We start from the raw sequence: 24,498 nt of genomic DNA, 5'->3' as shown, positions 1-24,498 counted from the left end.
GGGCATCAGCGTTCGCGACTGGCGAGTCATTGATGCATTCGGGGGCCAAATGACCCCTATTTGACCAGCATCGGGCCAAGCGGCTTGCCGCCGAACAAATGAATATGCAGGTGGGGCACTTCCTGATGGGCGTCCGATCCTGCGTTCGCCATGGCCCTGAAGCCGGTCCCGCCTTCGCTCTCAGCGATGCCAAGCTCGCGGGAAACCTTTCCCACCGCGCGGAAAAATCCGGTCACCAGAGCGTCGGGTGCATCGGCCAGAAAATCGTCGAGGCTCACATAGGGGCCTTTGGGAATGACCAGCACATGCACCGGAGCCTGCGGATTGATATCGTGAAAGGCGAGCGCGTGGATGTCTTCATAGACTTTCTTCGCCGGAATCTCATCGCGGAGGATTTTGGCGAAAATATTGTCGTGGTCGTAGGGATCAGCCATTGAAATGCCTCTGAAATGTCTCCGGTCAGGTTTGCCTTGAGTGACGGGCTGATCCGGAAGGTCAGCTTTTGGGGCGGGATGCCTTTTCGGCGATGCCCGAAATGCCTTCGCGGCGGGCAAGCTCGGCATAAACCTCGGCAGGCTCAATATCCATTGCCGCCCAAAGCACCAGAAGGTGATAGAGCACGTCGGCGCTTTCGCTCACCACCTCGTCGCGCTTGTTTGCAGCGGCCGCGATTGCGGTTTCAACCGCCTCCTCGCCCAGCTTCTGGGCGCACTTCTCGATGCCCTTGTCGAGCAGTTTTGCTGTATAGCTTTGCGCCGGGTCGCCGCCCTTGCGCGCCGCGATGGACGCCGCAAGACGGTCCAGCGCGGCGGCTGTCGTCTCAATGTCGGGGGATGATTTTGGGTCGCTCATGGGCACAGCCCTACCAGATATGGCCGCGCCCTACCATATGGGTTCGCGGTCGGGTTCTGCTGGCTAGTTTGCCGCAAGCGTGCGGGTTTTGAGGCCGGTGCCTGACAGTTCGCCGGACCTTGCAGCATCCATGGCGACGCCGCGCATACAGGCATCGCGCAAATCGGTACCCCTGAGGTCTGCCCTGGACAGACTGGCCCCCATCAGGTTGGCACCGGACAGATCGGCCGCGGCCAGGCGCGCCCCGGTAAGGTCGGTTCCCACCAATACGGCATCGGTCATCAAAGCGGCCGCCAGCATCCGACCCGACAGATCCATGCCCGACAGATCCTGACGGCAGAAGTCGCCGCGGGTGCCCAGCTTGCCATCGCTGGCAACCCAGCGCTGATGCAATGAAAGCTTTTCCTCGATCAGGTTTTGAGATGGCAGGGGTGCAATGTTTGTGGAGCGGATGAGATTGGCACTCATGCGGGTTGGCCGGTCGATGCTCGCCCCTTCAAAGTCTGCGTCGGCCAACTGGGCACTGTGCAGGTCAACCGAGCGAAGCTGGGCGCGGGTAAAACTGGCAGCGCGGGCATCTGCCTGGGTCAGCCGGGCCGACAACAGCCGGGCCTGTGACAGGTTTGCGCCCTTCATGCGCACTTCCGACATGTCCGTTTCCAGCAGCTTGGCCCCCACCAGCGACACAACGCCGGACCGGGGCAGCTTTGGACCGCTGTCGGTTGCCTTTTCAGCATCCAGCACAGTCCCGGCGCGCAAATCGGCCTGCAGCAGGTTGGCGTAGCTCATGTCGGTCTCGTCCAGACGGGTGCCGCGCATGTCGGCCCGCTCGAAATCGGCGTCGGTGAGGTTGGCGCCGGTGAAGTTGGAGCCAAACAGGTTGGCGTGGCACAGGCGGGTGGTTTCAAGACGGGCACCGGAAAAGTCGCAACCCAGAAAATCCGCACCCTCCAGATCAAGGCCCGACAGGTCTATGTTGGACAGATCGCAGGCCCGCAGGATGATTTTCCGGCCGCCGCGGATACCGCGCAGATACCGCTCATGCAGCACACACAGGGCGCGCAGCAAATCCAGCTCAATGCGCGCACCGGCCGGGATTTCGGGCAGCCGGTTGCGGCGTCCCAGGCCATCAGCCGGGCCGGGGGCCGTTCCCCTGGGGGCGGCGATCGGTGTGGCCGTTGGGGGCGCAGCGGTTGTGGGTGAGGGGGCGGTCTCACTCATGGGCGTACAAAAAATCCTCTCACTCGGCTTTGAACCAAATCGGGCTCAAGTATGAGAAAATAGTCTGCCGCGTAAGACGTTAAACCGGCGGTGACACAATCGCTCAAATGCGATCTTTCGGCGTTTTTGCAGATCTGTAAGCTTCAGAGGCGCACGGCAACGCCGTTTTGCGCCATATACGCCTTGGCTTCGCCAACGGTATGGTCGCCGAAATGGAAAATCGACGCGGCCAGAACCGCCGTTGCGTGGCCCTGTTTCACGCCGTCCACCAGATGGTCGAGCGTACCAACGCCGCCCGACGCAATGACCGGCACGGGCACACTGTCGGCAATGGTGCGGGTCAACTCAACGTCAAAGCCTGACCGGGTGCCGTCGCGGTCCATGGAGGTCAGCAGCAGTTCGCCTGCACCCAGCTTGACAACCTTATTGGCAAACTGCACCGCATCAATGCCTGTCGCGGTACGTCCGCCATGGGTGAATATCTCCCATTTCGGTGTTTCGCCGTCTGCAGACACCCGCTTGGCGTCGATCGCCACAACGATGCATTGCGAGCCAAACTTTTGTGCGGCCTCGCGCACAAACTCAGGGTTCGTGACAGCAGCCGTATTGATTGCCACCTTGTCGGCCCCCGCCAGCAGCAGTTGCCGCACATCCTCCACGGTGCGCACCCCACCGCCGACCGTGAGCGGCATGAAACAGCGCTCAGCGGTGCGCCGCACCACATCCATCAACGTGCCGCGGTTTTCGTGGCTGGCGGTAATGTCGAGAAAACACAGCTCATCCGCCCCCGCCGCATCATAGGCTGTGGCCGCTTCCACAGGGTCACCCGCATCGCGCAGATCAACGAAGTTGACACCCTTGACGACGCGGCCGTCCTTGACGTCGAGGCACGGAATGACGCGGGCTTTGAGGCTCATGCGGCGTCCTTCAGCAATGCCAGCGCCTGCGCCGGGTCCAGACGCCCATCATAAAGGGCGCGGCCTGAGATGACGCCGATGATGCCTGGCGCGTTAACCTGTTTGAGGGCTGTTAAGTCTTCCAGCGACGTCACACCGCCTGAGGCAATAACCGGAATGCCAACTGAGTTGGCAAGCTGGGCTGTGCCTTCCACGTTCATGCCCTGCATGGCGCCATCACGGGCAATGTCGGTGTAAATGAGCGCTGCCACGCCGGCATCTTCAAAGCGCTTGGCCAAATCAAGGGCCTTGATGTCAGAGACTTCAGCCCAGCCTTCAACGGCCACGTAGCCGTCTTTGGCGTCCACGCCGACGGCGATTTTGCCGGGCCATTTTTTGCAGGCTTCGATAACCAGCGCCGGGTCACGCAGGGCGGCGGTGCCCAGAATGACGCGTGTGATGCCGTTATCCAGCCAGGCTTCGATCTGCGCCAGCGAGCGGATGCCGCCGCCAAGCTGGGCAGGGATAGAGACAGTTTTGAGGATGTCTTCAACTGCTGCGGCATTCACGGGCTTGCCTTCAAAGGCCCCGTTCAAATCCACCAGATGCAGCCACTCGAAGCCCTGATCCTCAAATGTTCTGGCCTGTGCTGCGGGGGTGTCTGAAAACACGGTGGCGCGCGCCATGTCGCCTTGCACAAGGCGCACGCATTGGCCGTCTTTGAGGTCGATGGCGGGGAACAGAATCATGGGTTTTAAGGCGTCCATTGCAGAAAATTGGCGATCAGGCGCAGACCGACAAGCTGGCTTTTTTCAGGGTGAAACTGCGTGCCAATCATGTTGTTGCGGCCCACGGCAGCGGTGATTTCGCCGCCATAATGGACCCGCGCCAGCACATGTTCAGGTGTTGTGGGCCTGAGGGCGTAGGAGTGCACGAAATAGGCGTGTTCGCCGTGTTCCAGCCCCTCAAACACCGGATGCGGGCGACCCGCCACATCCACCGGCTCAAGAGCATTCCAGCCCATATGGGGGATTTTGAGGCGCGTGTCGTCAGGGGTGATCTTGTCCACGTCACCGGGAATCCAGCCAAGGCCTTCATGGGTGCCGTGCTCAAGGCCGCGCGAGGCCATGAGCTGCATCCCCACACAAATGCCAAAGAACGGCACGGCGCGCTGCTCAACCGCTTCGCGCAGGGCCTCAACCATACCGTCCACAGCGTACAGCCCGCGCCTGCAATCAGCGAACGCGCCAACGCCGGGCAGTACGATGCGGTCTGCCCTGGCAACGACATGCGGATTGTCAGTCACGCGAATGTCCGTGTCCGCGCCGGTCTCGCGCGCGGCACGTTCAAACGACTTTTCTGCGGACCGCAGATTGCCGGAGCCGTAATCAATGATGGCGACGGTCACGGCTTTGTCCTAGCTGCCCAGCACGCCCTTGGTGGAGGGAATAGCGTCTGCCTTGCGCGGATCAATTTCAATTGCCTGCCGCAATGCGCGCGCCAGACCCTTGAAGCAGCTCTCCACAATGTGGTGGTTGTTTTCGCCATACATGTTTTCAACATGCAGCGTGATACCGGCCGCCTGAGCAAACGCCTGGAACCATTCCTTGAACAACTCGGTGTCCATGTCGCCCAGCTTGGGGCGCGTAAAGTTGACCTTCCAGATCAGGTAGGGGCGCTGCGACACATCAAGCGTCACACGCGTGCAGGTTTCATCCATGGGGATGACCGCGTTGCCGTAGCGGGTGATGCCCTTGAGGTCGCCCAGCGCCTGCAACACGGCTTCGCCAATGACGATGCCCGTGTCTTCTGTGGTGTGGTGAAAATCAATGTGCAGGTCGCCCTCGGCGCGCACCTTTAGGTCTATCAGCGAGTGGCGTGACAGCTGCTCGAGCATGTGGTCGAGGAAACCGATGCCGGTATCCACGTCATATTCACCGGTGCCGTCGAGGTCGAGGGAGACGAAGACTTCTGTCTCCTTGGTTTTGCGTTCGACGGTGGCAATGCGGTTGCCGTTTTCGCGTTCCATGGCACGGGTCCGTTATTGGCTGGCCAGATGCCTGGCCGATACGTCACGAAGTGATACGCGGTCTAGCAGCTTCGCGCACAAGGTGCCATATGCGGCACCACATGACAGGTTTTCGCGCAGCACCCGTAAAGACCGCTCTTAACGCAGGACAGATACTTCATGCCTTCAGACATCACACAGCCCGTGGCTGACTTCATTGCCCGGCAGACGCATTTTTATCTGGCGACGGCTGATGCCAAGGCCCGCCCTTACGTTCAGCATCGCGGCGGGCCTGCCGGATTTTTGAAGGTGATGGATGAGCGCACGCTGGGCTTCGCTGACTACGCCGGCAACCGGCGCTATGTGACCGTTGGTAATCTGGGCGAGAACGACAACGTGTTTTTGTTCCTGATGGATTACCCGGCGCAGCGCCGCCTCAAGATCAGAGGCACGGCGGGGATTGTCACCGACCCGGATGTCATTCGTTCGCTGGCTGACCCCAATTACGATGCACAGGTGGAGCGGGCGATCGTTATCCGCATCGAATATTGGGAAACCAACTGCAACGCGCATATTTCGCAGCGCTTTACGCAGGCCGACGTGGACCAGGCGGTGGCCCCCCTGACCGCCCGGCTGGCCCGGCTGGAGCAGCGGTTGGCTAAGGCCGGTCTGCCGACAGATTAGCTACCGTGTGCAGCCTGAAACCGGGTGATTTGGGGGCATGGCTTGACCCCGCACGCCCGGCGGGCCACCTGTTGCAGCACAACACAATTACCTTTCAGCAGGACGCTCGACCTCATGGCTACTCGTTCCGACTTTCCCAACTGGCATGCAACCACCATTCTCACCGTGCGCAAGGGCGGCAAGGTGGTGATTGCGGGGGACGGGCAGGTGTCGATGGGCGACACGGTGATGAAATCCACCGCCCGCAAGGTGCGGCGGCTGGCTGACGGGGCCGTCATCGGCGGGTTTGCCGGCGCCACGGCGGATGCGTTCACGCTGTTTGAGCGGCTTGAATCGCGGCTGGAACAATATCCCGGACAACTGGCGCGCGCGTGCGTGGAGCTGGCCAAGGACTGGCGCACGGACCGCTATCTGCGCAAGCTCGAAGCGATGATGCTGGTCGCGGACAAAAACGAAAGTTTTATTCTGACGGGTACCGGCGACGTACTGGAGCCTGAAAACGGCATTGCCGGCATCGGCTCCGGCGGCAATTACGCGCTGGCTGCGGCCCGCGCGCTGGCCGACACGGATCTTGACGCTGAAACCATTGCCCGCAAGGCAATGGGCATCGCGGCGGATATCTGTGTTTATACAAACGGCAATCTGGTTGTCGAAGTGCTGGATGCCGACTGACTTCGCCCGTTCCGGCGCCCACTTCATTTTCGCTGTCTTTCACCACTCAAGGAATCACGCATGACCGCGCTTTCGCCTCGCCAGATTGTTGCTGAACTGGACCGTCATATTGTCGGCCAGAAGGATGCCAAGCGGGCCGTTGCGATTGCCCTGCGCAACCGCTGGCGGCGGCAACAGCTTGACGCCGGACTGCGCGAAGAGGTGATGCCCAAAAACATTTTGATGATCGGGCCGACAGGTGTCGGCAAGACCGAGATTTCGCGGCGGCTGGCCAAGCTGGCACAGGCCCCGTTCATCAAGGTGGAGGCCACCAAGTTTACAGAAGTTGGCTATGTGGGCCGCGACGTTGAGCAGATTGTACGCGATCTGGTGGAAGCAGCCATCGGCATGGTGCGCGAAACCAGGCGCGAGGACGTGAAGGCAAAGGCCCATGCGGCGGCGGAAGACCGGGTGCTGGAGGCTCTGGTGGGCGCAGGTGCCAGCGCCGCCACGCGCGACAGCTTCCGAAAGAAGCTGCGTGACGGGCTGCTGGACGACAAGGAAATTGATCTGGAAGTGCGCGACACCGGCGGCATGGGCATGATGGATATTCCCGGCATGCCCGACATGGGCGGAGCGGGCAATGTGGGCATGATCAACCTCAGCGACATGCTGGGAAAAGCCTTTGGCGGTCGCACCAAGCCGCGGCGCCTGAAAGTGCGCGACAGCTACGAAGTGCTGATCGCCGACGAAAGTGACAAGCTACTTGATAATGAACAGCTGACCCGCGACGCCATTTCCCTGGTCGAAAACAGCGGCATCGTGTTTCTGGATGAAATTGACAAAGTATGCGCCAGGTCGGAGCGGCAAGGAGCTGATGTCAGCCGCGAAGGTGTGCAGCGGGATTTGTTGCCGCTTATTGAAGGAACGACGGTTTCGACCAAGCACGGGCCGGTCAAGACGGACCATGTACTGTTCATCGCGTCGGGTGCCTTTCACATTGCCAAACCGTCAGACCTGCTGCCGGAACTGCAGGGGCGTCTGCCCATTCGTGTTGAGATGAACGCGCTCACCCGCGATGACCTCAAACGGATTCTGACGGAGCCTGAAGCCAGTCTCGTTACACAATATGTGGCGCTGATGGGCACAGAAAACGTAACCCTGACCTTCACCGATGAGGGCATTGACGCAATCGCCGATATCGCGGCCGACGTGAACGGCAGCGTTGAAAACATCGGCGCGCGGCGGCTGCATACCGTGATGGAGCGGGTGCTGGATGAAATCAGCTTCGAGGCCACGGATGCGGGCGGTGTGACCATCAGCGTTGACCGTGCCTATGTGGAAAGCCGCATCGGTGATCTGGCGCGCAACACTGACCTGCAGAAGTTCATTTTGTAAGTGGCCTGCCTGGCCTAAGCTGAGCTTTAGTGTGCTCAGGAGGGTTTGGTGACACGCATTCTGCTTTTCGCGCTCGCAGCCGGGTTTGGCGGGCTCCTTGTGGTCGCGCCTGCGCACGCGGACTGGACGGATGACGCGGAGCGATGTTACGCGCTGGCGTACGACGCCAGGGCAGGCGTTGAAGCCTGCACGCGCGCGATCAATTCGGGCCAGGTGAGAGATGCCGACCTGGGTGCGCTATACAACAATCGGGCGTCGAGCTACCTGACGCTCGGGCTTTTTGACAAGTCGATTGCTGATGCCACGCGCGCGCTTGAGATCAGCCCTGACGACGTGTACGCGCTCAACAACCGCGCCATCGCCTATGCGGGGCTGGAGGACTTTGGACCGGCAATGCTTGATCTGGACCGAGCGGCAGAGCTGGACCCTGACGACGCACCGACATTCAACAACCAATGCTGGGTGCTGGGGTTATCGGGCATGTACGACACCGCCCTGACCGCATGTAACGTCGGCCTCGCCTTGAATGCGACCGATGCCATTTTACTGGCCACACGGGGCGACATTTATCGGCTGAAGGGCGATTTTGAGTTGGCGCTTGCCGACCTTGATGCCGCTGTCGGACTTGGCCCGGGCATGTGGGAGACATGGCTTTATCGCGGGCATGTCCATTGGGACCGGGGCGCGCACGCCGCAGCACGCTCTGATTATCTCAAGGCGCACGGCCTTGCACCGACAGAACCCGAAGTGATTGATGCGCTTCAGCAAAGCGGGTTCGTGCCGAATTAGTCGCCGCTTGCGAATCCGGCACGCGATGCGGCCCTGGCCAGAAGCGAATCCGTTTTGAAATATGGCTTGATTCGGCCCCGGATTGTTTTTCGCCGATCGCGAATCCAGCAACCTGTCCCGCGTTCTCACCGCTGGCGGCGAAGCCACACATAGAAGGCACCGCCGCCGCCATGGCGGGGATGTGCCGGACGCACTGCAGCGACGTGGGGCCGGAACTCGGCGTCGGCCAGCCAGTGGGGCAGGCTGTCGCGCAGCACGCCGCGCCGCTCGGGTGTATGGGAAATATCGCTGCCGTGCAGGGTGTGGCGGGTCAGCGAGGTGGCAGAGCCCTTGCCCGTGACCACCAGCAAACACCGGGCTCCTGACGCCTTCAAACGCGGGACTTCTGCCCTTAAACGCTGATGGGCCTGGGCCTGCGTCAGTCCGTGAAGGTCGATCTTGGCGTCGGGCTCAATGCGCCCGCGCCGCAACTTGCGCTGTAACCCCCCATCAATGGAGCCGGGGTCATGGGGGGCGGGGTGCCGGGCCACGGGCCGGGGCATAATACTGTCTGCCGTGCGGCCGGGAGAGAGACTTGGCTTTGAGGCGCCTTTTTTCGTCAGCTTTTTTGGCGGCCATGCCGGTGTGTCAGGCATCTGGCCGCCAGCGCTGGTGGTCGCTTTCAGCCCGGCCATTGTCCCGGGGGGCTTGGTTTCAAGGGGCGTGACTACATCCGTCACCGTGCGCCACAGGCGCGCTTCCTCGTCATCGAGCCCGCGCCTGCCGCGCCGTCGGGCCATGTCAGCGCCCCGCCCGAAAGGCAGAAAGACAGCGCCTTTCGCCAGCGGCGAATCCCGCGGGGACAGGTTGTTCCGGCAGCGGGCGAATCTGCGTTACCTGGAGCTTTACCATGTAACAGTCCGGGCACGCTCGGCGGCGCTTTTGGGCAACAGCAAGGTCAGGCTGCCGTCGTGCTGCATACTTCCGGCAATCTCACCCGCATTCGCACCGACACCGGCAAAATAATCAGCCCGCACCGGCCCGCGAATGGCCCCGCCGGTGTCCTGCGCCACCATTAACCGGCGCATCGGACCATCGGGAGAGACCGGCGTGGGGTCGGGAAGTTCAAACCACACAGGCAATCCCAGCGCATGGTATTTTCGATCTACCGCAATGCTGCGGCCTGGCGTGAGCAGGGCGGTCTGCGCGCCGGGGGGACCAAGCTGCGGGTGCTCGACCTCCAGTTCGGTGAAGAACACAAAAGATGCGTTGAGGTTCATCACGCCCTGCGCCTCGTCGGGGTTGGCCTCAAGCCATTGCCGGATGGCCGCCATCGACATGGCCTCGCGCGGTATGTGCCCGCGCTCGATCAGGGGCTTACCGATGGCTGTGTAAGGGTGTCCGTTCTGGCCTGCGTAGGACAAGCGTATGACTTTTCCCGCGTCGGGTCCGCCCGCGAGTATGACCCGGCCAGAACCCTGTATTTCGAGGAAAAAGACATCGATGGGGCTGGGCAACCATATCAGCTCGGCCTCGTGGTGGGCCAGTTCCCCCGCCATAATGGCTTCGCGGTCCGGGTAGGGTACCAAACGACCATCTTCCACGCGCCCGGCCAGCCGTTGACCGCGCAGGTTGTCGCGGAAATCCCCCAGTTCGATGGACACCAGATCATCAGGCCTCGCCAGAACAGGGGCCGGAAAGTCTGCGGTTCTGACCCGCGACCCTTTTATTTCGGGTTCGAAATAGCCCGTCATGAGCCCTGTTTTTTCGTCTCCGTTCCGGATGCGAAACGGAATGAACTCAGATTCGAAAAAATCCCTTGCCTGATCCGGGGTCACTTCAGGGATGGCGGCACACACACCGTGCATGTCGCCTGCCGTGAGCGCCAGGCGGGGATCGCCGCGCAATGAGCGATCCGGCGGCAACGGGGCCAAAACCGTGCACGACCGGGCAAGGGCCGCCAGTGCTTTGGCATGATCATCGGCCTGCCAGCCCTGCAGATCAGCAAACCGGGTTTCGGCAAGTATCAGCCGCCGGGTCTCACCCTCGTCCATGAAAAGTACGACCGCTCCCCAAAGTAGGGCCATACCCGCGAACAACACCCCGCCTGCAATCCACAGGGGCGGGCCGGAGCGCAGCGTGCGGATGGCAGTTGCCCACATCGCGTGCGTCCACGCTCTAGCTGGTGCCGGTGGCGACGAGCTTCCAGTTCGGGTCGCGGCTGGTGGTGTCGCGCTCGAAGGTCCACACATCAATCACCTGCCGCACCGCTTCCGGGCTGCCTTCCACAATGTCGCCATTGGCGGCGCGCAGGGCTGAGGTCATGTCGCTGGTGAAGCGCACGGTGATGCGGGAGCGCGACCCGTCGAGTTCAGCATCGGTAATGGTGGCACCCGTGAGGCCTACATAGCTTTGTTCAAGAATGCGGCCTTCAACTTCGCGCTCTTCGATGGCGGCTTCAAAGTCACGATAGATTTGGTCATCGAGGAGCTGCGCCAGGGTTTTGCGGTCGGCAGCGGCAAAAGCTGTGACGATCATCTCGTGGGCCTTGCCGGCCCCATCGAGAAAACCTTCTGGTGTGAACGAACGATCCGCCAGTTCAATCTGAGCGAGGCCCGCAGCCAGCGATGTGCCCTCAGGGGCATAGGCGGGCTTCGCCGACTTTGCAGGCTCGTCACTGCCGGGAAGGCGAATGACATTGTCGTCGCCCGCGTTATCCCCGGTGTCGTCATCCTGCGAACGGCGCTCAAACGGGCCTGACGAATAAGGGTCGCTGGGTGGTCGCTCATTGCCGGTGCGTTTGCCCAGCACACTGCGCAGGCGGAAGAACACAACCACCGCGATGGCGAGAAAAAACAGGTTGATCAGGTCATAGCCGGTCATGGGGGATGCGCATTTTCTGTTGAGTTTGGCCGCGATCTAAACGCACAGCATTTGGGCGATCATACCTTCGGCAGCCTGTCCGGGTCCAGCAATCGCCGCATTGCACCTTCATTGGTGAGATAGCATCTATAACTGCTACTGCAACACCTTACCTGATGAGGGCCAAACAAGCAGGCCCGTCCGGAGACCTGATGTTTTTTTATCTTCTGCTCGCATTTGTGGGCATCCCGCTCATCGAAATTGCGCTGTTCATTGAGATCGGCGGGGCCATTGGCACGGTGGCCACCATCGCAATCGTGATCGCCACGGCTGTTTTGGGGGCCTCGCTGCTGCGCCAACAAGGCATGTCCACGGCGCGGATGGCGCAAACCAAGCTCTCACGCGGCGAAATGCCCGTCGAACAGGCGTTTGACGGCATGTTCCTGGTGTTTGCCGGAGGGCTGCTGCTGACGCCCGGCTTCATGACGGATGCTATTGGCTTTTCGCTGTTCGTACCGCAGATACGCGGGTGGCTGCGAGGTCGGCTGATCTCAGCCGCCAAAAAGCGCGGCGCGTTTGAAGTGTATTCGACGGGTGCTGCCGCCAGCACGGCCACCGGTACGGCTCATGCGCATGAAAGCGATATGTGGCGTGACCCCACCCCGCAGCGCGGCGATAGCGGCAAGGGGCCGGCGATTGACCGCAATGCAACAGATATTGAAGCGACTGATATTGAAAGCGGGGACCCCGACAACACGCCAACGCCGCCACGTGATGACAGCCCGTGGCGTGACCGATAACGCGCTGAATGGCGGGGATGGCTTGCGGGCCTTAAGCGCTGCGTGTTAGCCACCCCCCACCATGACTGCGCCACCGGCGCGGCACCCTTGTTTATTTGCACTCAGAAGGCTTGCTCAATGTCCGACACATCGTCATCCGAAAATGGTGCTGCCAACGGCGGCAACGGGGCAGGCGAGCAGCAGATGCCGCCGCAGATCAGGATTCTGGGCCAGTACATCAAGGATCTGTCGTTCGAGAACCCGAATGCGCCGGGGGGGTTTGCCAACGAAGCCCCGCAAATCAATGTGGGTGTTGATGTGCGCGTGGCGGGCCAGAAGGAAGACGACTACGAAATTGAGCTGCGGCTGACAGCGGATGCCAAGGTAAACGAGCAACAGGTTTTTCTCGTTGAGCTGGTCTATGGCGCTGTGTTCAGGCTGGAAAACATTCCCGCACAGGGTTTGCAGCCCGTGCTGCTGATTGAATGTCCGCGCATCCTGTTTCCGTTTGCCCGTCGGATTGTCGCCGACATGACCCGCGACGGCGGCTTCCCGCCGCTGATGATTGACCCGATCGACTTTGCCGGGCTGTATCGGCAAAAGCTTGAAAAGGCGCAGGCCGACCAGCATGCCACCGCCGGCACCAGCTGAGTTCAGAACCTAGTCAGACGAGGGCTTGAGCCACAGTGGCTCGCCGCCCAGATCCGCGACAAAGGCTTTGTGGGCGAGGCGTTCGTCATCGCTCAGCAAGGTTGCCAGCGGTTGTGGACGGGTGCGGCGGGTTTTTGCGGCCGCGGTCGAGCTGTTGCTGGTGTCGCCCCCCGCTTCTTCAAGAATGAGCCCCGGCTCGCGGCCGCCGATCAGTTCCAGATATACTTCTGCCAGCAATTCAGCATCCAGTAATGCACCGTGTTTTTCGCGCGCTGAATTGTCCACGTTGAACCGGCGGCACAGGGCATCAAGTGACGCCTGGGCACCGGGAAACCGCGCCTTGGCGATTTGCATCGTATCTATCGACTGAGAATCGGGCAGTGGTGCGCGGCCTATTGCCTCAAGCTCTGCGTTGATGAAGCCCATGTCGAAACTGGCATTGTGCGCCACCAAAGGTGCGTAGCCGACAAACGCCAGAAAGGCGTCAGCAACATCGGCAAAAAGCGGCTTGTCGGACAAAAACTGTTCGGACAGGCCGTGCACCTGAAACGCCCCGTCAGGCATGTCGCGCTCAGGATTGATATACTGGTGAAACACCTCACCCGTGGGCATGTGGTTGAGCAGTTCGACGCAACCGATTTCAACCAACCGATGGCCCTCGGCCGGTCTTAAGCCGGTTGTTTCGGTATCAAACACAATTTCGCGCATCACTCACCCCAATAGGCACACACACCCCGCTCTGCACACTCGAGAGCCGCGTTGGTCCCAGCCATCGTTCAATGCACCTCGCCCGCACATGAAAGATGCTACTTCATCCGTTTAGCCAGCACTTTGGCAGGCCAGGACTTCAAATCCTCGGTGATTCGCGTCACTTGTTCAAATGCGTGATCGAGGCCCTTGTCGGTTTCCACTATAAAGTCCGCACGCTGACGTTTTTCAGCATCGGGCACCTGCTTGGCTACAATCTGCTCGAACTTTTCAACGGTCATGCCGGGGCGCTCCAGAACGCGCGCCCGTTGCACATCCGCCGGGGCCGATACAACCACCACTGCATCCACCCGCGCTTCACCGCCGGTTTCATAGAGCAGCGGAATGTCGAGCACTGCCATAGGTGCGCCCGATGCAAGAGCGTCTTGCAAAAACTGCATCTGCGACTGGCCAACCAGCGGATGCACGATGTTTTCAAGTTTCTTCAGCGCATCCTTGTCGTTGAGCACAAGGCCGGACAGTCTGGCGCGGTCAACCGCCCCATCGACGATGGCGGTGGGAAAGACCGCGCGCAGCGGTTCAACGGCGGCACCCCCTTTTTCATAGATCGCATGGACAGCGGCGTCCGCGTCATAGACCGGCAGGCCAAGGCGCGCGAACATTTTGGCGGTTTCCGATTTGCCCATCCCAATGGAGCCGGTGAGGCCAACGAGAAGCATTACGACCTTTCCTTTTTCAGATCCGCCTCAATCAGCGTGCGGGCCGCGGCCACGTCGTCGGCATCAACCTCGCCGCCAAACCATCTGGCAAAACCGGGGGCTGCCTGCCACAGCAACATGCCAAGACCATCCACTGTTTTGAGACCGCGCGCGCGGGCCTGCGCCAGCAACGGCGTTTCAAGCGGCACATACACAATGTCATAAACAACAGCGGTGGCAGGCAGTGGCGCCAGATCGATTTCAAGAGGTGGCTCGCCGGTCATGCCAAGCGACGTTGTGTTGACCAGCAGGTCCGCCCCCTCAAGAGCACCGGGCAGGTGTCGCCAGTCATAGACTGTCGCCTTGAGGTCAAGGGCGGCCACCATGTCGGCGGCGCGCGCAACGGTACGATTGACGAGGCGCACGGACATGCCGGCCTCATTCTCCAGTACATCAACAATAGCGCGGGCAGCACCACCGGCGCCAAGCACAACAGCGGTCTTCCCGTTAAATCCGGGTACGGATTGTTTGAGGTGGGTCCAGAAACCTGCACCATCCGTGTTGGTGCCGCGCATCTCGCCGGTATGTGCATCACGATAAATGGTGTTAACTGCCTCAAGGCGGGCGGCAGGTTCATCAACAAAAGGTGTCAGCGCCTCAAACGCTGCTTCCTTGTGGGGAACGGTGATGTTTGCACCCCTGAACCCCAGTGTCGGCAGGTAGCGCAACGTGTCTGCCAATTCGTCGGGTGAAACAGCAAGTCTCGTGTATTCACCCTCAATGTGATGGCGCGCCAGCCAGGTATTATGGATCAGCGGAGAGCGGGAATGCTCGACCGGCCAGCCGATGACGCAGACTTTTTTCGGGCCTGATGGAGATGTGTCTGTCACGTTGCGATGGCCCCATGGCGGCGCAGCTCATCCATCAGCGGCAACATCGGCAGACCCAGAATTGAAAAATAGTCACCGTCGATTTTGTCAAACAGTTGCGCACCGATGCCTTCAAGTTGATACGCACCAACGCTTGCAAGAACCGCCTCGCCAGCCTGTGCGAGATACGCATCCAGAAACGCGTCGGAGAAAGTGCGCATGGTGAGATGCGACGGCTGGTAGTGATGCCAGATCGTTTTGCCAGCCACCGCGAGCGCTACGCCTGCGTGCAGCACATGCGGGTGTCCACGAAACTGCTGAAGGCGGGCGCGGGCTTCGACCATGTCTTTTGGTTTGTCGTAACACGCGGTTCCCAGGGTCATGACCTGATCTGCACCAATCACCAGGGCCTGCGGGTTGGCAGCCGATACCTGTTCGGCCTTGGCCTTTGCAAGCGCCACGGCTATGGCGGGGCCTGCGCCATGCTCCGTTTGGCTTGCGGGATCATTTTCCAGTTTTTGTTTCAGCACACTTTCATCGAGGTCTGCGGGCACCTGTTTAAAGGGAATGTGTGCGCCGCGCATCAAGGTGGCGCGCACGGCTGAGCCGGAAGCAAGAATGATGTTTTGCGGTAGTGACGTCATTGTGAAAAAGAGGCCTTGCGGTCTGCCACATGATTGAGAATAGCCGCGGCAGTTTCTTCGATGGAGCGGCGGCTGACATCAATAACCGGCCAGCCGTGGCGTGCATACAATCTGCGGGCGGCGGTTACTTCGGCCCGGATGCGGTCAAGGTCCACATATTCGGTCTGGGTTTCTTCCTTCAAAGACAGCAGGCGCTGGCGGCGGATCTGCATCAGCCGTTCGGGTGACGCCAACAGCCCCACCACAAGCGGCGCGGTCAGGTTTTCAATCTCGTCAGGCACCGGTATTTCCGGCACCAGCGGATAATTGGCTGCCTTGATGCCGCGGTTTGCCAGATACATGCAGGTGGGTGTTTTGGATGTGCGGCTGACACCCACCAGCACCACGTCTGCATCCTCCAGGCTTTCAAGGCCCTGACCGTCATCATGGGCCATGGTGTAGTTCAGCGCGTCGATACGGCCGAAATAATCCGCGTCCAGCGTGTGCTGCGAGCCGGGCTTGTGGGTGCGTTCGGTACCCAGATAAGCACCCAGCACCTGCATCACCGGGTCAAGCACCGCAATGCAGGGGACCTGAAGGTCGCGGCAGCGCGTTTCAAGCTCGCGGCGCAGCTTGTCGTTGACCATTGTGAACATGACGATGCCGGGTGCCGCCTCGATCTGGCGCAGAACCCGGTCCAGCTGGCGGGGCCCGCGCACCAGCGCATAAATATGCTCCACGGGATGCACCATCTCAAACTGGGCAACCGCCGCCTTGGCTACAGCGTTGAGGGTCTCGCCGGTTGAATCCGAGACGAGGTGCAGGTGGAAAAACGACTTGTTTGCGTCTGCTGCTGACACAGGGTTTTGTCCCTCGACGGAAAGGATTTTGCGACAGGTGCTGTGGGGTGGTTACAGGCTGTTTGGCTGAGAGGCAATCAGCGACGTGTTTTTGCTTACCGTCAGGCGGGCTCAAATATGAGGGCTGAATATCGGGACAACGCGTGGAGCAGCTTTTGCCAGCGGGGATAAGTAAGTGGTTTAGGCGAAGGGCTGTGAGTCACAAGGGTTAATGAAACCTTAACGGCAAACCCATGAGTCTGGGGGTGAAAAAGGTTGCTGGCATACCAAAGCATGTGGATTGCAGGGAGAAAACAGATCAACACGATTTGCCTGCGTCACTTAACCCGGTTTTCCCCGTTTTCCTTTGGCTTAGTTTTCCTGCTAGTTGAGCAGTTACAAACAGCGTGGTGTCCGACTTGAGGATGGTTTTGCCGGTGTGCTTTTGTGCTGCTGCGATATGGGGACAACATGCGGGCAAAAAAAGAATATGGGTTTGATCCCCGCTTTGCATCCCTCCTACTTCCCTCAACTACCTAATAAGACTCCATAGTCTGGAAGAGTAACGTGTCTGCACTTCAATCCGATCAAACAGCGTCCCGGCCAGACGGCAGGCTTCTTAAGGCTCTCAAGGGAGAGTGTTTGTCACCTCCTCCCATATGGCTGATGCGGCAGGCCGGACGTTATCTGCCTGAGTATCGTGAGCTTCGTGCCAAAGCGGGCGGGTTTTTGGATTTGTGCTACGCGCCGCAGATGGCAGCGGAAGTCACACTTCAGCCAATCAGACGATATGGCTTTGATGCGGCGATCCTGTTTGCTGACATATTGCTGATCCCGCAGGCACTTGGGCAAAAGCTCTGGTTTGAAACCGGCGAGGGACCACGGCTTGATCCGCTGGAGGGTGGTGCTGCCATTGCGGCGCTGGATATCGGCAATGTTGAAGCTCATCTCGCACCGGTTTTTGAAACCGTGGACCGCCTGCGGACCGCATTGCCGGGCGAAACGGATTTGATCGGCTTTGCCGGTTCGCCGTGGACGGTGGCGACCTACATGATTGCCGGGCGCGGCACACCGGATCAGGCACCGGCCAGATTGTTTGCGTATCGTGATCCGGTCGCCTTTCAGGCGCTGATGGATGTACTGGTCGAGGCAACAGCCATCTACCTGGCTGCTCAGGTGAAGGCCGGGGCGGATGTGTTGCAGTTGTTCGATACCTGGGCGGGGGTATTGCCGGAAGCAGAGTTTGCCCGGTGGTCGATAGCGCCTACCAAGGCGCTGGTCGCTCGTTTGAGGGCGCTGGGTGTGAGGGTGCCTATCATCGGCTTTCCCAAGGGTGCTGGGGCCTTATTGCCCCGGTATGTGGCTGAGACCGGTGTTGATGCTGTCGGCCTTGATCCGTCGACGCCGCTGTCATGGGCTGTGCCTCACGTTGCGGATAAAACTGTTTGTCAGGGCAATCTTGATCCGCTCTTGCTGGTGGCAGGGGGCGACGGGATGGTGCGTGCGGTGGATGCCATTCTTGAGGCATTTGATGGCAGGCCGTTTGTGTTCAACCTGGGCCACGGCATTGTGCCGCAAACGCCGCCGGAGCATGTCGGTCAGCTTGTAAAGCGGGTGAGGGGCGAATGAAGCGGGCAATTGTACTGTTCAATCTGGGCGGGCCGGATGCGCCTCACTCCGTGCAGCCGTTTTTGTTCAATCTGTTCAGTGATCGGGCAATCATCGCTCTGCCGCAGCCGTTGCGCTGGCTGGTTGCAAAGCTGATTTCCACGCGGCGGGCACCTGTTGCGCAGGAGATTTACGCGCATATCGGGGGAAAATCGCCCTTGCTGGACCTGACGCAGGCCCAGGCGGATGCATTGAAAGTGGCGCTCGATGCAGCGGCACCGGAAGATGAGTTCAAGGTTGTCATTGCCATGCGCTACTGGCATCCGTTTGCCAGCGAAGCAGCGCAGCAGCTCAAGGCGTTTTTGCCCGATGAAATAACCCTGCTGCCGCTCTATCCGCAGTTTTCAACCACCACCACCGGATCATCCGCCCTTGAATGGGAAAAAGTGGCGCGTCAGGCCGGCCTTGGCGACGTGCCGACAAAGACAGTGTGCTGTTATCCGACACAGTCTGATTTTGTGGCGGCCCATGCCGCAATGCTGGCTCCCTATGTTGGTGATGCAAATACGCGGGTTCTTTTTTCAGCCCATGGCCTGCCCAAACGTGTTGTTGAGCGCGGTGACCCTTATCAGTGGCAAATCGAGCAGACCGTTGCTGCAACAGTGGCAGCACTGGGTAAACCCGACCTTGATTATGTTACCTGCTATCAAAGCCGTGTCGGCCCGCTGGAGTGGATCGGGCCTGCTACGGAGGATGAGATTGAGCGCGCGGGAGATGAAGGCAAGTCGCTTGTCGTTGTACCCATAGCGTTCGTGTCAGAGCACTCCGAAACGCTGGTCGAGCTTGATATCGAGTATGGCGAACTGGCGCACAAAGCCGGTGTCCCCTCCTACAAGCGGGTGCCGGCACTGGGGACGGATGCATCTTATGTGAGGGCGCTGACGCAGTCTGTTATGGCGGCCGGGCCGGGCGTTGCGCCTGTTGGTGGCAGGCGCGTGTGCCCGCGCGGTTTCTCAAAGTGCCCCTGCAAAGCGGCCTGAAACAAATAAGAACAGCGGCAGGCAAGGAATATTTCGATGGCGGATTTATACCTGTGGGTAAAAGCCTTTCATCTCATTGCCGTCATCTTCTGGATGGCGGGGATGTACATGCTGCCGCGTCTGTTTGTGTATCACTATCCAGCGCCGACTGGTTCTGAGCTGTCGGAAACGATGAAAGCCGCAGAGCGCCGCTTGTTACGCATCATCATCAATCCGGCGATGATGGCGACATGGCTGCTTGGCATCTGGCTTGTCTTTATTTTGTATCCGGGCCTTGACGGCTTTGCGCAGGCGGGCTGGTTGCACGCAAAGCTGTTGGTTGTTGTGGGTCTGAGTGCGCTGCACGGCATGTTGTCGGGTTGGCGCAAGGCATTTGAGCGCGATGAACGGCCAAAGACGGAACGGTTCTTCCGGCTGATCAATGAAATCGCCCCTGTAGCGACTATTTTCATCGTCATTCTGGTGATCGTAAAACCGTTCTGACTGTGTCTGAAAGATGCTTCCGGTTTTCGACTTTTAGCGCTATAATAGGCGCTTCTTGACTGTTTTCCTGATCGCCGCTGTTGTTGTGACGTGCTTTTTGCCCGATCCAGCATATCAAGAAGCGCACCGGAACCCCTTTTCCCGTTTGCTGTATTTCAGATTGCTGCCGCGCACTTGATTTCGCGCAAAAGCCTTTTTGGTTTTGGCAAACATCCCGCCCGATACTGAATCCTCGCCGACGATTTTCGCCTGCTGCTCTTCGCGAGCGGGTTTTGAGTTGAAACCAGACGCCGGGATGACCGGTTGTTGGAAGGCCACGAGAACCAGGCTGCCGGGGCCGTATCCCAGGCAGACCCGGCCAGAAGGATTTTTCCCATTCGGTGCCGACCGCTTTGGTTGTGAGCACCACAGTGTTTGTTTGAAGTTCGCCGACGCCTGAGAACCGGCTGCCGCGGACCCCTTTGATAGAGTTATGAAGAGACCCGATGGAACCCGTTAAACTTGCTGACCTGAAAGCCAAGAGCCCCACTGAGCTGCTGGCCACCGCAGACGAGCACGAAGTGGAAAACGCCAGCGCCCTGCGCAAGCAGGAGCTGTTGTTTGCTATCCTCAAAAACCTCGCTGAAAAAGAAATCGATATTATCGGTGAAGGCGTGTTGGAGGTGCTTCAGGATGGCTTTGGCTTTTTGCGGTCTCCTGAATCAAATTATCTGCCCGGCCCTGACGACATTTATGTCTCGCCGACCCAGATCCGCCGCTTCTCGCTGCGCACAGGTGACACCGTTGAGGGCGACATTCGCAGCCCCAAGGACGGCGAACGCTACTTTGCGCTGCTCAAGGTCAACTCGATCAATTTCGAAGACCCGGATGCCGCCAAGCATAAAGTTCACTTCGACAACCTGACGCCGCTTTATCCTGATGAGCGGCTGAACATGGAAGTGGAAGACCCGACCCTCAAGGACAAGTCGGCCCGCGTGATCGACATTGTGGCGCCGCTCGGCAAGGGGCAACGCGCCCTGATTGTAGCGCCGCCGCGCACCGGTAAGACCGTGTTGCTGCAAAACATTGCGCACTCGGTCGCAGCCAACCATCCCGAATGCTACCTGATTGTGCTGCTGATTGATGAGCGACCCGAAGAAGTGACCGACATGCAGCGCTCGGTAAAAGGCGAGGTTGTGTCCTCCACCTTTGATGAACCGGCCGTGCGCCACGTGCAGGTGGCTGAAATGGTGATCGAGAAGGCCAAGCGCCTGGTGGAACATGGCCGCGACGTTGTGATCCTGCTCGACTCCATCACCCGCCTTGGCCGTGCCTACAACACGGTGGTGCCATCGTCCGGCAAGGTATTGACCGGTGGTGTGGATGCCAATGCGCTGCAGCGTCCCAAGCGCTTTTTTGGTGCGGCCCGCAACATTGAGGAAGGCGGCTCGCTGACCATCATTTCAACGGCGTTGATTGATACCGGCAGCCGGATGGACGAAGTGATCTTTGAAGAGTTCAAGGGTACCGGCAACTCGGAAATCGTTCTGGATCGCAAGGTGGCCGACAAGCGGACGTTCCCGGCGATGGACATTCTCAAGTCCGGCACCCGCAAGGAAGAGCTGCTGGTGGACAAGAAAGTGCTGCAGAAAATGTATGTGCTGCGGCGTATCCTCAACCCGATGGGCACAACGGATGCCATCGAGTTCCTGCTCGACAAGCTCAAGCAGACAAAATCGAACGACGAGTTCTTCGATTCAATGAATACGTAACCTTCGAGCCCTAGTCTGCTGATGCTCGCCTGCCATGTTGGCAGGTGCGGGGGTGGAGTAATCGGGTGCCCAAAGACGCTTCAGGTTGGTTGCTCGGGTCACGACAAAGTGGCGTTGTTCCCGGTTGGGCGACAAAGGCCTTTGATCCGCACCATGCAAGAACGGCGAAAACGGCTTCGTCAGGGCTGCGTCAAAGTCTGGCGTCTGCTCATGGTGGTATTGCGCTCACCAATGTGGGTCAGGAGTTGATCGCTTACTGGCATGGTGCACGCGGCGACAATCCGGTTCCCGCAACGTCTGACATCAGTCCGAAAAACTTTCACGAGATTTTGCCTTATGCGCGCTACATGAGCTGGGACGGGCCGGAGGATCTGCGGATCCGCGTTTTTGGCAGTGCGTTAAGTACCGCGTTCGGGATGGATCTTACGGGGTTCAACCTGCTCGACCTTTTTGAGCCCGAAACACTGCCACTTGAGGTGGAACGATTCAGAGCACTGCACGCTCAGCCCTGCGGTAGTGTTACGGTGCGCCATGCCTATTTTGAAGGCGGCAGCGCACGTGAGATTGAACTTGTTCATCTGCCCGTTCGCGGACACCCCAGCCGTATTCTTGGCACGGTCATGGTGCGCGAGATTCCTGAGCGCTGGAACGGTGAGGCTGATCGCACGCGGCCCATGGATACACTTGACTTCAGCTATATCGATGTCGGTTTTGGTATTCCCGGGGCGGGCGCATGAGTGGCTTGTTGTCGGCCCGCCATGCCGACGGCCCTGCACAGGCAAGTCCGCTTTGCGGCTTTATCGAAACGGGTGACCTGTCGCAGCGCGGTGCTGCGTTTTTGGCCTACTGGATGAGGGCGCGAGGCTCCGCGTCGATGCCGTCTCCCGATGACATTGATCCGTCCGCGTTTGTTTCACTTCTGCCTTACATGCGATATCTGCGATGGGAGGGGTCTGACCGTGTGGTGTACCGGGTATGGGGCACAATGCTGGCGGAGTGGATGAAAACCGATCTTACCGGAGACAACGTTTTTGATCTGCTTCCTGAGAAGGAGCGCTCTGTTGAGCAGGAGCGGATGCGTTTGCTGCATTCGATGCCGTGTGGATTTGTGCAACATCGTGAGGTTACCGACACGCGCGGGCTGGTGCATGTGTTCGAGTTTCTGACATTGCCGGTGTCGGCTGGTGCGGATGGCGCGCTGCGGATGATCGGCACCGGCACCATGTGCGATGAACAGGCTGCTGACCGCTTTGAGCTGGATGCCGGGCCGCGCACAGTCATCAAGCGTATCGGCTATCTTGACTTGGGGTTTGGCCTGCCTGTGTCTGCGGATAAGCGGCTGACTACGGAATAAGCACTGTCGCGCCGGTCGTTTTGCGGGCCTCAAGGTCTGTGTGTGCCTGTGCCGCATCGGCCAGAGCATATTCCTGACGCACATCTGCTTTCACAGCACCCTTTGCCATGACGTCAAACAGGTCTGCTGCGGTCATTGCCAGGTCTGCATCGCTTGCCGTGTAGGCGGCCAGGGACGGGCGGGTGACGAACAGTGACCCCTTGAGGTTGAGGATGCTGATGTCGATAGGTGGCACGGCACCGGACGCATTGCCAAAACTCACCATCAGGCCGAGGGGCGCAAGGCAATCAAGCGACATGTCGAACGTATCTTTGCCAACACCGTCATAAACAACCGGCACCATTTTGCCGTCGGTAATGTCGCGGACACGGGCAGGCACGTCTTCGTCGCGATAGAGGATCACATGATCGGCACCGGCCTGTTTGGCTAGCTGTGCTTTTTCTTCGCTGCCAGCAGTGCCGATCACGGTTGCGCCCAGGTGCTTTGCCCATTGGCAGGCGATGAGGCCGACGCCACCGGCGGCTGCGTGAAACAAGATCGTGTCACCGGCCTTAACTTCATATGTGCGGCGCAGAAGATACTGCACCGTCATGCCTTTGAGCATCATGGCTGCGGCATCTTTATCGCTCACACCGTCGGGGATTTTGACCAGACGATTGGCGGGAGCGTTCTGGGCCTGCGAATAGGCACCCAGCGGGCCTGAGCCGTAAGCAACACGATCGCCCACAACCAGTGTGGTTACGCCGTCGCCCAGTTCCTCGACGACGCCGGCGGCTTCAAGCCCAAGGCCGCAGGGAATGGGGGCCGGGTAAAGGCCTGACCTGAAATAGGTGTCGATGTAATTGAGGCCGATCGCTGTGTGCCGCACGCGCACCTGACCGGCACCGGGAGGGGTGAGGTCAATGTCTTCATAGGAGAGAACCTCGGGCCCGCCGGTTTTGTGAATACGAACAGCTTTGACCATCGTGGATTACTTTCAGGGGTAATTTGATTCGTGTACGGAACGATGGCCGGATTGAGTCAGTCCGGCGGCTATTTCAGGTGCTGCCGGAAGAATGCCAGCGTGCGGCCATTGGCGAGGTCCGCGTCACTCTTGTGATAATGTGCACCGCCTTCGCGGGCAAATGCGTGGTCGCGGCCTGCATAAGTGTGGATAGTGACATTAGGGTTTTCCTTGAGTCCCGCCTTCACCGCGGCCTGCGCCTCAGCGGGAACGAACTCATCGAGTTCGGCAATGTGCAGCATCAATGGTTTTTTGATCTGCTCGGCTTCGTCGAGCTTCTCCTGAATGTTGACGCCGTAAAAGCCGACGCTGGCGTCAGCGTCCGTGCGCGCTGCCGTCAGGTAGGCAAGCAGGCCGCCGAGGCAATATCCCACAGCACCCACCTTGTTGTTGCACACCTCCATCTGGCGCAGATGCTCGATGGTTGCGTCCACATCAATGATGCCTGCATCCACATCGAACTTGCCGAACAGCTCAAATGCCTTGGCCCATTCTTCGTCGGTCTTGTCGGTAATCTGAATACCGGGTTCAAGCCGCCAGAACAGATCCGGGCACAGCGCTACAAAACCCTCACGGGCAAGGTCGTCGCAGATGTCGCGCATCACCTGGTTGACGCCGAAAATCTCCTGAATGACGACGATGCCGGGGCCCTTGCCGTTATCGGGCGTCGCCAGATAGCCGCTGAAGGTGCCGTCCGGGCCTTTGATCTCAATGTCGCGTCCGCTCACGGTCGAGGCTCCATTTTGTGTCTG

30 protein-coding genes are annotated in these 24,498 nt (G+C 59.7%); 12 read left to right on the top strand and 18 right to left on the bottom strand.

Annotation, left to right across the window (positions count from 1 at the left end):
- Positions 1-56 precede the first annotated feature (56 nt).
- From RIB87_RS06640 to hisB, 7 genes are all read right to left on the bottom strand, one after another.
- The gene (locus RIB87_RS06640) at positions 57-434 is read right to left on the bottom strand and encodes a histidine triad nucleotide-binding protein (protein WP_350144806.1); all 378 of its coding nucleotides are present in this window, start codon (positions 432-434) and stop codon (positions 57-59) included.
- 61 nt (positions 435-495) lie between these two features.
- A complete protein-coding gene (locus RIB87_RS06635) occupies positions 496-852 on the bottom strand; it encodes a phosphoribosyl-ATP diphosphatase (RefSeq protein WP_350144804.1) in 357 nt (118 codons plus the stop codon).
- Between the two features lie 63 nt (positions 853-915).
- Positions 916-2,073 carry a pentapeptide repeat-containing protein gene (locus RIB87_RS06630; RefSeq protein ID WP_350144802.1) on the bottom strand — a complete coding sequence of 386 codons (1,158 nt, stop codon included), beginning with the start codon at positions 2,071-2,073 and terminating at the stop codon, positions 916-918.
- A gap of 143 nt (positions 2,074-2,216) precedes the next feature.
- On the bottom strand, positions 2,217-2,990 hold the full coding sequence (gene hisF / locus RIB87_RS06625) for an imidazole glycerol phosphate synthase subunit HisF (protein WP_350144800.1): 774 nt from the start codon (positions 2,988-2,990) through the stop codon (positions 2,217-2,219).
- Entirely contained in the window at positions 2,987-3,718 is a 732-nt protein-coding gene (gene hisA, locus RIB87_RS06620; RefSeq protein WP_350144798.1) for a 1-(5-phosphoribosyl)-5-[(5-phosphoribosylamino)methylideneamino]imidazole-4-carboxamide isomerase, read from the bottom strand. Before hisA ends, hisF begins: the two co-directional genes overlap by 4 nt.
- 5 nt (positions 3,719-3,723) lie before the next feature.
- Positions 3,724-4,377: an imidazole glycerol phosphate synthase subunit HisH gene (gene hisH / locus RIB87_RS06615; protein WP_350144796.1), complete on the bottom strand. Its 654-nt coding sequence runs from the start codon at positions 4,375-4,377 to the stop codon at positions 3,724-3,726.
- A gap of 9 nt (positions 4,378-4,386) precedes the next feature.
- Entirely contained in the window at positions 4,387-4,998 is a 612-nt protein-coding gene (hisB, locus tag RIB87_RS06610) for an imidazoleglycerol-phosphate dehydratase HisB (protein WP_350144794.1), read from the bottom strand.
- Positions 4,999-5,157: 159 nt separating this feature from the next.
- Here hisB and RIB87_RS06605 point away from each other — a divergent pair, with 159 nt between their 5' ends.
- The 4 genes from RIB87_RS06605 to RIB87_RS06590 all read left to right on the top strand — a co-directional run bounded on the left by RIB87_RS06605 (position 5,158) and on the right by RIB87_RS06590 (position 8,499).
- A complete protein-coding gene (locus tag RIB87_RS06605; protein WP_350144792.1) occupies positions 5,158-5,661 on the top strand; it encodes a pyridoxamine 5'-phosphate oxidase family protein in 504 nt (167 codons plus the stop codon).
- Between the two features lie 114 nt (positions 5,662-5,775).
- The gene (gene hslV / locus RIB87_RS06600) at positions 5,776-6,333 is read left to right on the top strand and encodes an ATP-dependent protease subunit HslV (protein WP_350144790.1); all 558 of its coding nucleotides are present in this window, start codon (positions 5,776-5,778) and stop codon (positions 6,331-6,333) included.
- A gap of 60 nt (positions 6,334-6,393) precedes the next feature.
- Positions 6,394-7,710, top strand: coding sequence for an ATP-dependent protease ATPase subunit HslU (gene hslU / locus RIB87_RS06595; RefSeq protein ID WP_350144788.1), 1,317 nt, complete (start codon positions 6,394-6,396; stop codon positions 7,708-7,710).
- 48 nt (positions 7,711-7,758) lie between these two features.
- Positions 7,759-8,499 (top strand): tetratricopeptide repeat protein, encoded by a 741-nt coding sequence (locus RIB87_RS06590; protein ID WP_350144786.1) that lies wholly within the window; start codon positions 7,759-7,761, stop codon positions 8,497-8,499.
- Between the two features lie 125 nt (positions 8,500-8,624).
- On the opposite strand, the gene RIB87_RS06585 is transcribed toward RIB87_RS06590, so the two are convergent.
- From RIB87_RS06585 to RIB87_RS06575, 3 genes are all read right to left on the bottom strand, one after another.
- On the bottom strand, positions 8,625-9,278 hold the full coding sequence (locus RIB87_RS06585; protein ID WP_350144784.1) for a Smr/MutS family protein: 654 nt from the start codon (positions 9,276-9,278) through the stop codon (positions 8,625-8,627).
- Positions 9,279-9,383: 105 nt separating this feature from the next.
- Positions 9,384-10,640, bottom strand: a complete 1,257-nt coding sequence (gene mltA, locus RIB87_RS06580) for a murein transglycosylase A (RefSeq protein WP_350144782.1) — start codon at positions 10,638-10,640, stop codon at positions 9,384-9,386.
- A 16-nt stretch (positions 10,641-10,656) separates the two neighbouring features.
- Positions 10,657-11,361 carry a Tim44/TimA family putative adaptor protein gene (locus RIB87_RS06575; protein ID WP_350144780.1) on the bottom strand — a complete coding sequence of 235 codons (705 nt, stop codon included), beginning with the start codon at positions 11,359-11,361 and terminating at the stop codon, positions 10,657-10,659.
- Between the two features lie 191 nt (positions 11,362-11,552).
- Between RIB87_RS06575 and RIB87_RS06570 the strand changes: the two genes are divergently transcribed.
- Both RIB87_RS06570 and secB read left to right on the top strand, forming a co-directional pair.
- Positions 11,553-12,140: an FxsA family protein gene (locus RIB87_RS06570; RefSeq protein ID WP_350144778.1), complete on the top strand. Its 588-nt coding sequence runs from the start codon at positions 11,553-11,555 to the stop codon at positions 12,138-12,140.
- A gap of 117 nt (positions 12,141-12,257) precedes the next feature.
- On the top strand, positions 12,258-12,770 hold the full coding sequence (gene secB, locus RIB87_RS06565; protein ID WP_350144776.1) for a protein-export chaperone SecB: 513 nt from the start codon (positions 12,258-12,260) through the stop codon (positions 12,768-12,770).
- A gap of 9 nt (positions 12,771-12,779) precedes the next feature.
- Here secB and dnaQ read toward each other — a convergent pair whose 3' ends face one another.
- From dnaQ to RIB87_RS06540, 5 genes are all read right to left on the bottom strand, one after another.
- On the bottom strand, positions 12,780-13,478 hold the full coding sequence (gene dnaQ, locus RIB87_RS06560) for a DNA polymerase III subunit epsilon (protein WP_350144774.1): 699 nt from the start codon (positions 13,476-13,478) through the stop codon (positions 12,780-12,782).
- Positions 13,479-13,576: 98 nt separating this feature from the next.
- Positions 13,577-14,197 (bottom strand): dephospho-CoA kinase, encoded by a 621-nt coding sequence (gene coaE / locus RIB87_RS06555; protein ID WP_350144772.1) that lies wholly within the window; start codon positions 14,195-14,197, stop codon positions 13,577-13,579.
- Positions 14,197-15,066, bottom strand: a complete 870-nt coding sequence (locus RIB87_RS06550) for a shikimate dehydrogenase (RefSeq protein WP_350144770.1) — start codon at positions 15,064-15,066, stop codon at positions 14,197-14,199. The genes coaE and RIB87_RS06550 overlap by 1 nt, the downstream gene beginning before the upstream one ends.
- Positions 15,063-15,689, bottom strand: coding sequence for a Maf family protein (locus RIB87_RS06545; protein ID WP_350144768.1), 627 nt, complete (start codon positions 15,687-15,689; stop codon positions 15,063-15,065). The genes RIB87_RS06550 and RIB87_RS06545 overlap by 4 nt, the downstream gene beginning before the upstream one ends.
- A complete protein-coding gene (locus RIB87_RS06540; protein ID WP_350144766.1) occupies positions 15,686-16,528 on the bottom strand; it encodes a pyruvate, water dikinase regulatory protein in 843 nt (280 codons plus the stop codon). The genes RIB87_RS06545 and RIB87_RS06540 overlap by 4 nt, the downstream gene beginning before the upstream one ends.
- Before the next feature lie 546 nt (positions 16,529-17,074).
- Between RIB87_RS06540 and hemE the strand changes: the two genes are divergently transcribed.
- Genes hemE through hemJ form a run of 3 tightly spaced genes read left to right on the top strand, consistent with a single transcriptional unit; the run spans position 17,075 to position 19,638 of the window.
- Positions 17,075-18,136 (top strand): uroporphyrinogen decarboxylase, encoded by a 1,062-nt coding sequence (hemE, locus tag RIB87_RS06535; RefSeq protein WP_350144764.1) that lies wholly within the window; start codon positions 17,075-17,077, stop codon positions 18,134-18,136.
- The gene (gene hemH / locus RIB87_RS06530; RefSeq protein ID WP_350144762.1) at positions 18,133-19,155 is read left to right on the top strand and encodes a ferrochelatase; all 1,023 of its coding nucleotides are present in this window, start codon (positions 18,133-18,135) and stop codon (positions 19,153-19,155) included. Before hemE ends, hemH begins: the two co-directional genes overlap by 4 nt.
- Positions 19,156-19,191: 36 nt before the next feature.
- On the top strand, positions 19,192-19,638 hold the full coding sequence (gene hemJ / locus RIB87_RS06525; RefSeq protein ID WP_350144760.1) for a protoporphyrinogen oxidase HemJ: 447 nt from the start codon (positions 19,192-19,194) through the stop codon (positions 19,636-19,638).
- Between the two features lie 114 nt (positions 19,639-19,752).
- Here the strand turns inward: hemJ and RIB87_RS06520 are convergent, their stop codons facing one another.
- Complete coding sequence (locus RIB87_RS06520; protein WP_350144758.1) at positions 19,753-19,956, bottom strand: hypothetical protein; 204 nt, start codon at positions 19,954-19,956, stop codon at positions 19,753-19,755.
- Between the two features lie 167 nt (positions 19,957-20,123).
- Between RIB87_RS06520 and rho the strand changes: the two genes are divergently transcribed.
- The 3 genes from rho (at position 20,124) to RIB87_RS06505 (ending at position 22,743) form a co-directional block, all read left to right on the top strand.
- Entirely contained in the window at positions 20,124-21,389 is a 1,266-nt protein-coding gene (gene rho / locus RIB87_RS06515; RefSeq protein WP_350144756.1) for a transcription termination factor Rho, read from the top strand.
- A gap of 65 nt (positions 21,390-21,454) precedes the next feature.
- On the top strand, positions 21,455-22,126 hold the full coding sequence (locus RIB87_RS06510) for a PAS domain-containing protein (protein WP_350144754.1): 672 nt from the start codon (positions 21,455-21,457) through the stop codon (positions 22,124-22,126).
- The gene (locus RIB87_RS06505) at positions 22,123-22,743 is read left to right on the top strand and encodes a PAS domain-containing protein (protein WP_350144752.1); all 621 of its coding nucleotides are present in this window, start codon (positions 22,123-22,125) and stop codon (positions 22,741-22,743) included. The genes RIB87_RS06510 and RIB87_RS06505 overlap by 4 nt, the downstream gene beginning before the upstream one ends.
- On the opposite strand, the gene RIB87_RS06500 is transcribed toward RIB87_RS06505, so the two are convergent.
- Both RIB87_RS06500 and RIB87_RS06495 read right to left on the bottom strand, forming a co-directional pair.
- On the bottom strand, positions 22,733-23,707 hold the full coding sequence (locus RIB87_RS06500; protein WP_350144750.1) for a quinone oxidoreductase family protein: 975 nt from the start codon (positions 23,705-23,707) through the stop codon (positions 22,733-22,735). The genes RIB87_RS06505 and RIB87_RS06500 overlap by 11 nt on opposite strands.
- Positions 23,708-23,775: 68 nt before the next feature.
- A complete protein-coding gene (locus tag RIB87_RS06495) occupies positions 23,776-24,474 on the bottom strand; it encodes a dienelactone hydrolase family protein (RefSeq protein ID WP_350144748.1) in 699 nt (232 codons plus the stop codon).
- Between the last annotated feature and the right edge of the window lie 24 nt (positions 24,475-24,498).

Origin of the sequence: Pyruvatibacter sp., assembly GCF_040219635.1 — a bacterium.
Classification (GTDB): Bacteria; Pseudomonadota; Alphaproteobacteria; order CGMCC-115125; family CGMCC-115125; genus Pyruvatibacter.
This window is presented reverse-complemented; position numbering and strand designations above follow the sequence as displayed.